The organism is Nonomuraea sp. AD125B (genome assembly GCF_041402765.1).
In the GTDB taxonomy this organism is placed as follows: Bacteria; Actinomycetota; Actinomycetes; order Streptosporangiales; family Streptosporangiaceae; genus Nonomuraea; species Nonomuraea bangladeshensis.
In genome coordinates, this window is sequence record NZ_JBGLOU010000003.1 from 397,081 (window position 1) to 409,297 (window position 12,217).

The following is a 12,217-nucleotide window of genomic DNA, read 5'->3' on the forward strand; positions in this document are numbered from 1 at the left end:
ATCCTTCCGTTCTGTCACCGGGCGAGGGGTCCGGCTGCTTTGACGTGTACCCGCACGGCGGGCTCGGAGAGGTAGCTCAGCGGCACCTCCAGGAGATCGACGATCTCCACGAGGGAAGGGTCCGCCCCCGCCGCCACGGCTCGGGCCGCCGCCTCCTCCTTGGCCCTTTCGATGGCCTTTGTCCGGCTATCTCCCGCAGGCAAGATCGTATCGACTCTGCCGCTCGCCAGCGCGATCGCGGCCCCCACGGCGTTGGCCACCTCGGCGTGCTCCGGGCGGATCAGCTCGCCCGCGCCGGGCACCGTGGCCGGCAGCACGAACGCCCCGCCACCCACCGCGACCAGCGGCCGGTCGGCCCGGCCCAGCGCCATGCGGTCCACGGCGTCGGCGACCAGCTCGTCGGCGGCCGCCACCGCCCTTTGCAGCATGTCGGCGATTGCTTCCGAGATGTCAAGCCGCCAGCCGGGATCGTCCGGCGGGATGCGGCCGGCGGCCACGGCGGCGTCGGTCATGGTCGGGGTGCCCCCGCCGAACACCAGGGCCTCCTCCGCGATGCGGTAGCCGACCGAGTCGGGGCCGAGGCCGCGCTCCCGCACGACCGTGCCGCCGCCGAGCGCGATGGCCAGGATGTCCGGCATGCGGAAGTTGGTGAGCACACCGCCGATCTCGACCGCCGCCGCCGACTCCCTGGGGAAGCCGCCGGCCAGCACGCCGAGGTCCGTGGAGGTGCCGCCGACGTCCACGACGATCGCGTCCGCCACGCCCGACAGGTACGCCGCCCCGCGCAGCGAGTTCGCCGGGCCGGAGCCGATCGTGGCGACCGGCAGGCGGGCGGCGTGCTCCAGCGTCATGAGCGTGCCGTCGTTCTGCGCCAGGTACGGGCGGGCGCCGAGACAGCGTTCGGCCAGCGCGGCGACCAGCGCGCCCGTCACGTCGGCGGCGACCCCGTAGAGCGCGGCGTTGAGCACGGTCGCGTTCTCGCGTTCGAGCAGGCCGAGCGAGCCGATCTCGTGGCTGAGCGAGACCGGCAGGCCGTACTCGTCCCTGACCAGCTCCCCCACCAGCCGCTCGTGCTCGCCGCTCGCCGGGCTGAACACGCCGGTGACCGCCACCGCCTCCGCCTCGACCGCGTCGAGGAAGCGGCGTACGGCGTCGAGATCGGGGCGGGCCAGCTCGCGGCCGTCCACGTAGTGGCCGCCGGGCAGCACCGCCTCGCCCGCCGAGACGGCCTTGCGCAGGTCGTCCGGCCAGCCGGACAGCGGCGGGACGCCGGTCGTGGCGGGCGCGCCGAGCCGCAGCACCGCGACCCGGCCGAGGTTGCGCCGCTCCAGGATGGCGTTGGTGGCGTGCGTGGTGCCGAGCATGACGCGGCCGATCCGCTCCCGCGACTCGCCCAGGGGGGCGAGCACCGCGTCGAGCGCGGCCCGCAGGCCCGCCGTCACGTCCGGGGTGGTCGGCCGCTTGGCCTTGGCGATCACCCGTCCGTCGCCGTCGAGCACCACCGCGTCGGTGTTGGTCCCGCCGACGTCGATCCCCACCCGCAGGTCAGACATGGGCGCTCACCTCCTCCACCGGGACGTAGTCGAGCTCGTAGCCGAAGGCGCGCGGCCCGGCCGTCTCCAGCCCCTTCGGGGTGCGCCAGAGGGGGTCGCACGGCCAGGCGAGCACCGTCACGCGCTGGCCGTAGCGCAGGCCCTCGGTCTGGATCGCGGCGGCGGTCTCGGTGTCCACGACCGTGATCAGGTCGGGCACCATCGCGAGCGGCCGGCCGTCCTCGATCGCGACCAGGTTCTCGTTCTGCAGCTCCAGCGTGAGCGTGCGGCCCCGGTCGTCGCCGGTGCCCTCGACCGTGGCCGTGCCCCGGACGAACCCGCCCGTCGTGCGCCGCTCCACGTCGGTCAGCTTGCCGGTGACCAGGCGGGCGGCGCCCAGCCTGCCCTGGAGCGCGCCCAGCGGGTCGGGGACGCCCTCGGTGGCCCTGCCGACCTCCAGCGCGTACGTGACCGTGCCCTCGATCACCGCGCCCCGCGCGCCCGCGGCGGTGAGCACGTAGTCGGCCATCAGCGCGGACGAGCCCGCCGCCACGCACACCGCCCGCGCCAGGCGCTCGGACCACAGGCCGTCCACCGGGCGGATGGTGACCACGTTGCCCTGCACGTCGGACATGATCACCAGGTCGGCCGGGAGGCCGGCGACGTACATGGAGACCATCTGGACCTCGGGGAAGGCCCGGCCCATGCCGTCGGCGTCGAGCAGCGGCAGGCCGAGCTGGGCGGCCCAGGCGACCGGGATGACGCCGTTGGAGCCGCCGATCTCGGAGGACATGACGGCGCTCGGCGGACGGCCGAAGATCCGCTCGACCTCCTCGGCGACGCGCCGGGGCTCGTCCTCGCTGTGGATCATCTCGTGGCTGACGGTCGGCGCGCCGATGCCGGACAGCGGCACCACCAGGGCGTCGTCCGGCAGATCGGCCAGGCTGACCAGGGGGACGGGGCCGTATTCGCGGATGGCCCGGACCGCGGCCAGCGACCCGGTGCGGACGTCTCCCCCGCCACCGGTGCCGAGAACGGCGCAGCCCCGGGCGAGAGCCGGGATATCGCTCACATCAATGCTCATTTGGCGACACAACCAACCACACCGCCGCTGCTTTCGCCAGTCCGGCAGGTGCCGGCCGTACTCTTTGGGAACGACTCTGGAGGAACGACGGGCGGAGGCGTGGATGCGGATCTCTGTGGCCGCCGACAGCAGGGACGGCGTGGCCGAGCGGGTGGTGACGGAGCTGCGCGGGCGCGGCCACGAGGTGATCACGCACGGCGCGCTCGACGACGGAGAGCGCGACGACTGGGCGTGGGCCTGCGAGCTCGCCGCCCGCGACGTCGCCGAGGGCCGCGCCGAGCAGGCCGTCGTGTGCTGCTGGACCGGCACCGGCGCCTCCATCGCCGCGAACAAGGTCCCCGGCGTGCGCGCCGCCCTCTGCGTCGACGCCTACACCGCCGACGGGGCCCGCAAGTGGAACGACGCCAACGTGCTCGCCCTGAGCCTGCGCCTCACCTCCGACGTGGTGCTCGGCGAGATCCTCGACGCCTGGCTCGCCGGCCGGCCCAGCGACGACCCCGCCGACCGGGCCAACATCTCCCACCTGGAGCAGATGTGACCGCCGGCCCGTCCGGTCACCGCGGCGGCCGGGAAAACGTCACCGGCGGCGTCTAGGGTGCTGGCATGAGCGACGTGCTCCTGCGCGGCGGGCTCCCCTGGGGGCTCGGGTCGCCCGCCGACCTCCTCGTCCGCGACGGCCTGATCCACGAGGTCGGCCCCGATCTCGACGCGCCCGGCGCGCGGGTGGCCGACATCACCGGGCAGCTCGTCCTGCCCGGCCTGGTCGAGGCGCACTGCCACCTCGACAAGACCCTCTACGGCGGCCCGTGGGTGCCCCACTCCGCCGACGACACCCTCGCCGGCCGCATCGGCAACGACCTCGGCCGCCGGGCCGAGCTCGGCGTGCCCGACGCCGGGCGCATCACGGCCCTGCTGGAGCGCATGAGCGCGGCCGGCACCACCCACGTGCGCACGCACACCGACATCGACCCGCAGGTCGGGCTGCGCGGCGTGGAGGCCGTGCGCGAGGCCGCCGCCCGCGTGCCCGTCGAGGTGCGCCAGGTCGCCTTCCCGCAGCACGGCGTGCTGACCAACCCGGGCACGGCCGAGCTGCTGGAGGAGGCGCTCAAGAGCGGCGTGGAGGCGGTCGGCGGGCTCGACCCCGCGGGCATCGACCGCGACCCGGTGCGCCACCTCGACGTGATCTTCGGCCTGGCCGAGCGCTACGGCGCCCACGTCGACATCCACCTGCACGACGGCGGCACGCTCGGCGGCTGGGAGCTGGAGCTCATCATCGAGCGCACCAAGGCGCTCGGGCTGGGCGGGCGGGTGGCGGTGAGCCACGCCTACGCGCTGGGCCAGCTCGGCGAGGCCGCCCAGGACCGGCTGGTCCAGGGGCTGGCCGAGGCGGGCGTGGCCCTGGTCACCGCGGCGGTCTACGACTTCCCGGTGCCGCCGGTCAAGAAGCTGCGGGCAGCGGGCGTCACGCTCGCCTGCGGGCACGACGGCATCCGCGACCTCTGGGGGCCGTACGGCAGCGGCGACCTGCTGGAGCGGGCCATGCACCTCGCCTACCGCAGCACCTTCCGCAGGGACGAGGACATCGAGCTGGCGCTGGAGGCGGCCACCACGGGCGGCGCCCGCCTGCTCGGGCTGCGGGGCTACGGGCTGAAGCCGGGCGACCGGGCCGACCTCGTCGTGCTGCCGTGCGGCGGCGCGGCGGAGGCCGTGGTCGTCCACCCTGCGCGCACTCTGGTCATGAAGGACGGCGCAGTCCTGCACAATTGACCGGCGGGACCATCGAAAGGCAGGCAAGTGCTCTCTATTCACCAGCGGATCGCCGCGGAGCTCGGCGTACGCGACGGCCAGGTGCAGGCGGCCGTCGAACTGCTCGACGGCGGCGCGACCGTGCCGTTCATCGCGCGCTACCGCAAGGAGGTCACCGGCGCGCTCGACGACGCGCAACTGCGCACGCTGGAGGAGCGGCTGCGCTACCTGCGCGAGCTGGAGGAGCGCCGCACCGCCATCCTGGAGTCCATCGAGTCCCAGGGCAAGCTCGACGACGCGCTGCGCGAGCAGATCATGGCGGCCGAGACCAAGGCCCGCTTGGAGGACATCTACCTGCCCTACAAGCCCAAGCGGCGCACCAAGGCGCAGATCGCCCGCGAGCTCGGGCTGGAGCCGCTGGCCGACCGGCTGCTCGCCGACCCGTCCCTCGACCCGGCCGCCGAGGCCGCGGGCTTCGTCACCGAGGGCGTGGCCGACGCGGGCGCGGCCCTGGAGGGCGCGCGGGCCATCCTCATCGAGCGCTTCGCCGAGGACGCCGACCTCATCGGCGGCCTGCGCGAGCAGCTGTGGACGCGCGGGCGGCTCGTGTCCAAGGTCCGCGAGGGCAAGGAGGAGGCGGGGGCCAAGTTCTCCGACTACTTCGAGTTCGGCGAGCCGTTCACCAAGCTGCCCTCCCACCGCATCCTGGCGATGTTCCGCGGCGAGAAGGAAGAGATCCTCAGCGTCACGCTGGAGCCCGACGACAGCCCCGACTACGAGCTGCGCATCGCCTCCAGGTTCGGCATCTCCGACCAGGGCCGGCCGGCCGACAAGTGGCTCAACGACACCGTGCGCTGGGCCTGGCGCACCCGCATCCTCGTCCACCTGGGCATCGACCTGCGGATGCGGCTCTGGCAGGCGGCCGAGGACGAGGCGGTGCGGGTCTTCGCCGCCAACCTGCGCGACCTGCTGCTCGCCGCGCCGGCCGGCACCCGTACGACGATGGGGCTCGACCCCGGCCTGCGCACCGGCGTGAAGGTCGCCGTGGTCGACGCCACCGGCAAGGTCGTCGACACCGCCACCATCTACCCGCACGAGCCCAAGCGGCAGTGGGACCAGTCGCTCGCCGTGCTAGGCGCGCTCGCGCAGCGGCACGGCGTCGAGCTGATCGCCATCGGCAACGGCACCGCCTCCCGCGAGACCGACAAGCTGGCCGGCGAGCTGTGCAAGCACATGCCGGGGCTCACCAAGATCGTGGTGTCGGAGGCGGGGGCGTCGGTCTACTCCGCGTCGGCGTACGCCTCGCAGGAGCTGCCCGAGCTCGACGTGTCGCTGCGCGGCGCGGTCTCCATCGCCCGCCGGCTGCAGGACCCGCTGGCCGAGCTGGTCAAGATCGACCCCAAGTCGATCGGCGTCGGCCAATACCAGCACGACCTGGCCGAGACCAAGCTGTCGCGCTCGCTCGACGCCGTGGTCGAAGACTGCGTCAACGCGGTCGGCGTCGACGTCAACACCGCCTCGGCGCCGCTGCTCACGCGCGTGTCGGGCATCGGCGCCACGCTCGCGGAGAGCATCGTGCGGCACCGCGACGCCAACGGCCCGTTCCGCACCCGCACCGCGCTCAAGGAGGTGCCGCGGCTCGGCCCGAAGGCGTTCGAGCAGTGCGCGGGCTTCCTGCGCATCCGCGGCGGCGACGACCCGCTCGACGTGTCGAGCGTGCACCCCGAGTCCTACCCGGTGGTCCGCCGCATCCTCGGCTCGGTCAAGACCGACCTCAAGTCGCTGATCGGCAACACCGCCGCCCTGCGCTCGCTGCGGCCTGACGACTTCACCGACGACACCTTCGGCCTGCCGACGGTCACCGACATCCTGCGCGAGCTGGAGAAGCCGGGCCGCGACCCGCGTCCCGCCTTCAAGACCGCCACGTTCAAGGAAGGCGTTGAGAAGATCTCCGACCTGTCGTCCGGGATGATCCTGGAGGGCGTGGTCACGAACGTCGCCGCCTTCGGCGCCTTCGTCGACGTCGGCGTCCACCAGGACGGTCTGGTGCACGTGTCGGCCATGTCCCGCACGTTCGTCAAGGACCCGCGTGACGTGGTCAAGCCCGGGGACATCGTCCGGGTGAAGGTGCTGGACGTCGACATCCCGCGCAAGCGCATCTCCCTGACCCTGCGCCTGGAGGACGACGCCACGGCCCAGTCCGACGGCCCGCGCCGCTCCAACGGCGCCCGGGGCGAGGGCGCCCGTGGTGACGGCGCCCGCGGCGACCGCGCCCGGGGCAACGGCGCTCGTGGTGACGGCGCTCGTGGTGACGGTGCTCGCGGCGACCGAGGCCAGGGCGGTCAAGGTGGTCAGGGCGGCCAAGGCGGTCGTGACGGCCGGCGCGGGGGCGACGGCGGCCGGGGCCAGGGCGGCCAGCGTGGTGGTGGCGGTCAGCGCCGCCAGAGCCCCGCCCCCACGGGCGCCATGGCCGAAGCCCTCCGCAAGGCGGGCCTCACCGGCGACGACCGCCGCTAGCCGGGACTTGTCCGGGGCGGCCGCTCAACCGGTCGCCGGATCTTCCGGACAAGATCCACAATTACCGATTTTTCTAGATCAACAAGCTGTAGCGTGAGTCCATCCGTACGGGCGGCGCGTGCGCCGCCCACAAAGGAAGGACGATGTCATGCGACAGAAAGCCGCACGTTTCGGCGTGACACTGGCCATGGCCGGCGCCCTCACCGCCGGCGCCCTCGCCGCCCCGGCCAGTGCCACGGCCGCGGGCTGGGTCCCCTACCAGGGCTTCCGGACGCTCACGAACTGCGTCAAGGCGGGGACGGCCAAGCTCGTCATGGAGAACTACAAGGAGTACGACTGCCGCTGGGACAGCCCGTACTACATGCTCTGGCTGAGGAAGTAGTCGCGCCCCGCCACCCGGGGCGCGACGAGGCCGGCGCGGGGGCTACGGTCGGAGTGTGAGCACTTCGACGTTCAAGGCGGCGCTCGCGCAGGCTCGCGACCTGCTCAGGTGGCGTTCCCCGCTCAGGACCGAGCTCTGGGCGGCCCGGCTGACGGCCGAGCTGGAGCCGGGACAGCTGGAGCCGTTCCTCCGCGAGCTGACCGGCGACGGCGGCGCGGAGGCGCGGTTGACGCTCGCGGCCCTGGCCGCGGTGGCGCCCCATGAGCAGGCCGACGCCGTCCCTGAGCCCGGCGAAGCCCCGGGCGGGTCGGTGTTCGGGCGGGCCGCGGAAGAGGCGCTGGAGGCACTGCCGGGATGGACCCGGCGCATGGGACGGGTCGTCTGCGAAGGCGCCTGGTACGGCAGGGCAGACCCGTACGGCGAGCAGATCCTCGCGGCGCTGAGCTTCCGCTACGAGAACGGCAAGGAGCCGCACGTCCTGGTCGTCGGCATCGACCAGCCGCACGGCGGCCTGGCGGTGGACGCCGTGGTCGAGGAGGTGAAGTTCCTCGACGATCTGGGGCTGGCGGCGGCCGAGCCCGGGGTGGTCGCGGGGCGGGTGCTGGACGCGTTCGAGCTGGGTGACCGCCTGCTCGGGGCGGAGGTGGCCGACACCCTGCCGGGCGTACGCGCGCTGGCGGTGGCGCGGGCGCGGAGCGTGCCGGGGCTGGTGCGCGGGGCGGGCGACGACACGGCGGAGCGGTTCGCGGAGCTGGCGGGCCTGCCGGACCTGCCGGGGGCGCGGGAGGCGTTCGGAGCGCTGCGGGAGTTCGTCGGGGACCATCCGCTGTGGTGGAGCCCGGACCGGGCGTCGCGGTTCCTGACCTCGTGGCTGCCGCGCGAGGCGATCCTGTCGGACGCGGCCATCGCCGCGATGCCGGAGGTGGTGCGGGCATGGACGCGGTTCAACGGTGACCAGCCGGAGGTGTCGCGCCGGATCGACGAGGACGCGCCGCGCCTGGCCGCGCTGATGGCCGACGAATCGCTGGCCGGCCTCGGCAAACGCCTCGCCCGAGCCAGACTCGACCAGGACCCGCAGGACGGGTGAGTCAGAAGGCGTACCGGACCCGGCAGTACGGCAGCCTCGCCGCGATCAGATCGGTGAGAGCGGCGACGTGACGCCCCTTCTGCCCGGTGCGGTAGCGGACGTTCCAGCCGCCGGTCTGCGACCGTTTGGCCTGCTGCAGCTCCGGCCGCCACAGCACCTCCTCCGCCTTCGGGTGCCAGCCCAGGTTGACCTCGTGCAGCCGGTCGTTGTGGGTGAGGAAGATGACCTCGGCGGCGAGCTGGGCCTTCGCCTGCGGGCCGAGGGCGGCGTCGAGCTGGTCGAACAGCTCGCCCCAGCTCTCCAGCCAGCCGTCCCGCACCACGACGGGGCTGAAGTTGACGTGCACCTCGTAGCCGGCGGCCACGAAGTCGTCGATGGCGGCCAGGCGCTCGGCGATCGGCGAGGTGCGGATGTCGAGCAGCTTGGAGTCGGCGGCGGGCATGAGGCTGAAGCGGATGCGGGTGCGGCCCCGCGGGTCCCAGTCGAGCAGGTCGCGGTTGACGTATTTGGTGGCGAAGCTGGCCTTGGCGTTGGGCAGGTCGCGGAACAGCCGGACCAGGTCGCGCACGTTGTCGGAGATCGTGGCGTCGACCGAGCAGTCGGAGTTCTCGCCGATGTCGTAGATCCAGTCGCGCGGGTCGGCCTGGTTGGGCGCCGGTTTGACGCCCTGGCGGCCGGCGTGGCGGCGGACGTATCCGAGGATCTTGTCGATGTTGGCGAACACCGTGATCGGGTTGCTGTAGCCCTTGCGGCGCGGCACGTAGCAGTAGGCGCAGGCCATCGCACAGCCGTTGGCGGTGGAGGGCGCGATGAAGTCGGCCGAGCGGTCGTTGGGGCGGGCGGTGAGCGACTTCTTGACGCCGAGCACCAGCGCCTCGGTCTTGATGCGCACCCAGCGGTTGACGTTGGTCTCGTCGCCGTACAGCTCGGGGATGCGGTGGTGGCTGCCGATCTCGATGAGCTCGGCGTCGGGGAAGCGGGCGAGGATCTCCTGCCCGCGCGGCAGCCCGGCCGCCTCCGGCTCGACGTAGACGCGCCGGACGTCGAGGAGCGGCTGTGTCCGCATGTTCACCCCTTCCCTGGCTGGTCCACAGGACAAGCGTATGCGGTCCTGGAAGCGAGTTCCCAGGTCAGGACGGGTGCGCCGCAGCGGCGGCAGTGCTCGCGGCGGTAGACCCAGCGCTCGTCGGGCCGGTCGGGATCGCTGACGACCTGCCCGGCGTCGCGTCCCAGGGCGAGGTACGCGGCCGCGGTGTCCCACAGCCGCCCGGCGCCCTCCGCGCCGACGTCCCTGGCGGCGGGATGCAGGCCGACGAGGAACAGCAGCTCGGCCCGCCAGGCGTTGCCGATGCCCGCCCACACCTTCTGGTCGAGCACGGCCGCGCCGACCGGCCCGCCGAACGCGGTCAGCCGCCGTACGGCCTCGTCCCTGGAGGCGTCGTCCCGCAGCGGGTCGGGCCCGAGCGAAGCGCGCAGCGCGGCCACCTCGCCGGGGCCGTACGCCTCGCACTGGATGGGCGCGATCAGGTCGAACGCCACGTCGCCCGTGGCCAGCCGGAGCCGCGTCCCGCGCCGGGGCTCGCGCGCGGGGCCGTCGTACCGCAGGAAGATCCCGCGCATGCCGAGGTGCACGTGGATCGCGGGGGCGTCCTCGAAGTGGTACAGCAGGTGCTTGCCCAGGGCCTCGACGGCGGTCAGCGTCCGTCCGTCGTAGGGCCGCGCGTCGAAGCGGCCCTGCGGCCCGGAGGCGCGCACGACGCGCCCGCCCAGTGCCGCCTGCTGCTCGTCGGCGTGGCGGTGAACCAGATGTCCCTCAGGCACACCGCCCCTCTACCCCCTGAGCTGGGCTGATGCGCTCGCCAGCAGCATGTCGAGCGCGGTCGGGTAGGCGCTGTCGTTCATGCGGGCGACCAGCAGCGGGGCGGTCGCGGCGATGTGGGGGTGGGTGCTGGCGGGCAGGCGGGCGTAGGTGTCGCGCCAGACCTCCTCGTCGGCCTCGCGGGCGGCCGGCGGCAGGGAGAGGGTGGCGGCGTCCAGGATCGAGAAGGCGAGGCTCTGGTCGATGAAGGCGTGGTAGATGCGGACCGCGTCGGCGTCGGGGAAGCCGGCCCCGCGCAGGATGCCGAGGATCATCTCGTCCGTGGCGACCTCCTGGGGGAGGCCGGTGACGCGGCTTGCGGTGAGCACGGCGGCCTGCGGGTGCGTCAGGTAGGCGTGGTGGATGCGCAGCCCGAGCTCGCGCAGGTCGGCCCGCCAGTCGCCGCTCGGCGACCAGCCTTCGACGGCGTGCCCGAACAGCTCGTCGGCGATGGCGAGGACCAGGTCGTCCATGCCGCGGAAGTAGCGGTAGACGGTGCTGGCGTCGGCGCCGAGCGCGAGGCCGAGCCGGCGGGCGGTGAGACCGGCGGCGCCGTGCTCGCGGAGCATGCGCAGCGCCGTCTCCACGATGAGCTGATGAGTCAGGACCTGCCCTTGTTTGGTCGGCCGCCGCCGCCTGCGTGCCGTCTCCGGCACCACCCGCTTCGCCATCGCGAAACCTTCCTTATGCCAACGCCATTGACGTTGATGAGCGTAGTGCAGTTGGATTAGCGACACAGCCCCCCAAAAGCATCCAAAGGGGATTTTTTCGTCATGCGTATCCTTCTCGTGGGAGCCGGCGGGGTGGGAACCGCCATCACACGGATCGCCGCCCGCCGCACGTTCTTCGACCACATGCTCGTCGCCGACTACGACCTGCCCCGCGCCAAGGCGGCCGTCGCCGCGCTGGGCCCCGACGCCGACCGGTTCACGCCGGTCAAGGTGGACGCCGCCGACCGGGACGCCGTCACCGCCCTGCTCCGCGAGCACGACTGCGACGTGCTCCTCAACGCCACCGACCCGCGCTTCGTGCTGCCGCTGTTCGACGCGGCGCTCGCGGCCGGGGCCGACTACCTCGACATGGCGATGTCGATGTCCAGGCCGCACCCCGAGCGGCCGTACGAGGAGGTGGGGGTCAAGCTGGGCGACGAGCAGTTCGCCCGCTCGGCCGACTGGGCCGCCTCCGGCCGCCTCGCGCTGGTGGGCATGGGCGTCGAGCCCGGCCTCGCCGACGTCTTCGCCCGCTACGCCGCCGACGACCTCTTCGACGAGATCGAGGAGATCGGCATCAGGGACGGCGCCAACCTCACCGTCGACGGCTACGACTTCGCCCCGTCGTTCTCCATCTGGACCACCATCGAGGAGTGCCTCAACCCGCCGGTCATCTACGAGAAGGACCGCGGCTGGTACACCACCGAGCCCTTCAGCGAGCCCGAGGTCTTCGACTTCCCCGAGGGCATCGGCCCGGTCGAGTGCGTGAACGTCGAGCACGAGGAGGTCCTGCTGGTCCCCCGCTGGGTGGACGCCCGCCGGGTCACCTTCAAGTACGGCCTCGGCGAGGAGTTCATCGACACGCTGAAGACCCTGCACGCGCTCGGCGTGGACCGCACCGAGCCGGTCCCCGTGCGCGGCGACGGCGGGACCACGGTGCGGGTGTCACCGCGCGACGTGGTGGCCGCGGTCCTGCCCGACCCGGCCGAGCTGGGCGCGCGCATGCGCGGCAAGACCTGCGCCGGGACGTGGGTGAAGGGCGTCAAGGACGGCCGGCCGCGCGAGGTGTACCTCTACCACGTGGTCGACAACCAGTGGTCGATGCGCGAGTACGGCTCCCAGGCCGTCGTCTGGCAGACCGCCGTCAACCCGGTGATCGCCCTGGAGCTGCTGGCCGACGGGACGTGGAAGGGCGCGGGCGTGCTCGGCCCCGAGGCGTTCGAGCCGCGCCCGTTCCTGGACCTGCTGGTCGAGTACGGCTCACCGTGGGGCATGCGGGAGCAGTAGGACGGCGTCCGGGA

The 12,217-nt window shown here is 73.2% G+C and carries 11 protein-coding genes; 6 read left to right on the top strand and 5 right to left on the bottom strand.

All coding sequences use genetic code 11. From position 1 onward, the window contains the following. Positions 1-14: 14 nt before the first annotated feature. Complete coding sequence (locus ACBR40_RS10875; RefSeq protein WP_371248577.1) at positions 15-1,553, bottom strand: hydantoinase/oxoprolinase N-terminal domain-containing protein; 1,539 nt, start codon at positions 1,551-1,553, stop codon at positions 15-17. After that, positions 1,546-2,604, bottom strand: a complete 1,059-nt coding sequence (locus ACBR40_RS10880; protein WP_371248578.1) for a DUF917 domain-containing protein — start codon at positions 2,602-2,604, stop codon at positions 1,546-1,548. The genes ACBR40_RS10875 and ACBR40_RS10880 overlap by 8 nt, the downstream gene beginning before the upstream one ends. A gap of 115 nt (positions 2,605-2,719) precedes the next feature. On the opposite strand from ACBR40_RS10880, the gene ACBR40_RS10885 reads away from it, so the two are divergent. The 5 genes from ACBR40_RS10885 (at position 2,720) to ACBR40_RS10905 (ending at position 8,348) form a co-directional block, all read left to right on the top strand. After that, positions 2,720-3,154 carry an RpiB/LacA/LacB family sugar-phosphate isomerase gene (locus ACBR40_RS10885; protein WP_344206721.1) on the top strand — a complete coding sequence of 145 codons (435 nt, stop codon included), beginning with the start codon at positions 2,720-2,722 and terminating at the stop codon, positions 3,152-3,154. Between the two features lie 65 nt (positions 3,155-3,219). Continuing rightward, positions 3,220-4,383, top strand: a complete 1,164-nt coding sequence (locus tag ACBR40_RS10890; protein ID WP_371248579.1) for an amidohydrolase — start codon at positions 3,220-3,222, stop codon at positions 4,381-4,383. A gap of 27 nt (positions 4,384-4,410) precedes the next feature. Next, positions 4,411-6,879, top strand: coding sequence for a Tex family protein (locus tag ACBR40_RS10895; protein WP_371248580.1), 2,469 nt, complete (start codon positions 4,411-4,413; stop codon positions 6,877-6,879). A 148-nt stretch (positions 6,880-7,027) separates the two neighbouring features. Continuing rightward, positions 7,028-7,261, top strand: a complete 234-nt coding sequence (locus ACBR40_RS10900; protein WP_371248581.1) for a hypothetical protein — start codon at positions 7,028-7,030, stop codon at positions 7,259-7,261. A 55-nt stretch (positions 7,262-7,316) separates the two neighbouring features. Next, complete coding sequence (locus tag ACBR40_RS10905; RefSeq protein ID WP_371248582.1) at positions 7,317-8,348, top strand: hypothetical protein; 1,032 nt, start codon at positions 7,317-7,319, stop codon at positions 8,346-8,348. A gap of 1 nt (position 8,349) precedes the next feature. On the opposite strand, the gene ACBR40_RS10910 is transcribed toward ACBR40_RS10905, so the two are convergent. Genes ACBR40_RS10910 through ACBR40_RS10920 form a run of 3 tightly spaced genes read right to left on the bottom strand, consistent with a single transcriptional unit; the run spans position 8,350 to position 10,877 of the window. Beyond that, entirely contained in the window at positions 8,350-9,414 is a 1,065-nt protein-coding gene (locus ACBR40_RS10910; RefSeq protein WP_371248583.1) for a spore photoproduct lyase family protein, read from the bottom strand. Between the two features lie 2 nt (positions 9,415-9,416). Then, the gene (locus ACBR40_RS10915) at positions 9,417-10,169 is read right to left on the bottom strand and encodes a DNA-formamidopyrimidine glycosylase family protein (RefSeq protein ID WP_344206714.1); all 753 of its coding nucleotides are present in this window, start codon (positions 10,167-10,169) and stop codon (positions 9,417-9,419) included. A gap of 9 nt (positions 10,170-10,178) precedes the next feature. Continuing rightward, positions 10,179-10,877, bottom strand: a complete 699-nt coding sequence (locus ACBR40_RS10920) for a TetR/AcrR family transcriptional regulator (protein WP_371248584.1) — start codon at positions 10,875-10,877, stop codon at positions 10,179-10,181. Positions 10,878-10,979: 102 nt separating this feature from the next. On the opposite strand from ACBR40_RS10920, the gene ACBR40_RS10925 reads away from it, so the two are divergent. Further along, positions 10,980-12,203 carry a saccharopine dehydrogenase family protein gene (locus ACBR40_RS10925; protein WP_371248585.1) on the top strand — a complete coding sequence of 408 codons (1,224 nt, stop codon included), beginning with the start codon at positions 10,980-10,982 and terminating at the stop codon, positions 12,201-12,203. Positions 12,204-12,217 lie beyond the last annotated feature (14 nt).

Excerpts from the sequence above, each read along its gene's own strand:
- ACBR40_RS10875 (WP_371248577.1), bottom strand. The coding sequence starts at position 1,553 with ATGTCTGACCTGCGGGTGGGGATCGACGTCGGCGGGACCAACACCGAC.
- ACBR40_RS10885 (WP_344206721.1), top strand. The coding sequence starts at position 2,720 with ATGCGGATCTCTGTGGCCGCCGACAGCAGGGACGGCGTGGCCGAGCGG.
- ACBR40_RS10890 (WP_371248579.1), top strand. The coding sequence starts at position 3,220 with ATGAGCGACGTGCTCCTGCGCGGCGGGCTCCCCTGGGGGCTCGGGTCG.
- ACBR40_RS10900 (WP_371248581.1), top strand. The coding sequence starts at position 7,028 with ATGCGACAGAAAGCCGCACGTTTCGGCGTGACACTGGCCATGGCCGGC.
- ACBR40_RS10910 (WP_371248583.1), bottom strand. The coding sequence starts at position 9,414 with ATGCGGACACAGCCGCTCCTCGACGTCCGGCGCGTCTACGTCGAGCCG.
- ACBR40_RS10920 (WP_371248584.1), bottom strand. The coding sequence starts at position 10,877 with ATGGCGAAGCGGGTGGTGCCGGAGACGGCACGCAGGCGGCGGCGGCCG.
- ACBR40_RS10925 (WP_371248585.1), top strand. The coding sequence starts at position 10,980 with ATGCGTATCCTTCTCGTGGGAGCCGGCGGGGTGGGAACCGCCATCACA.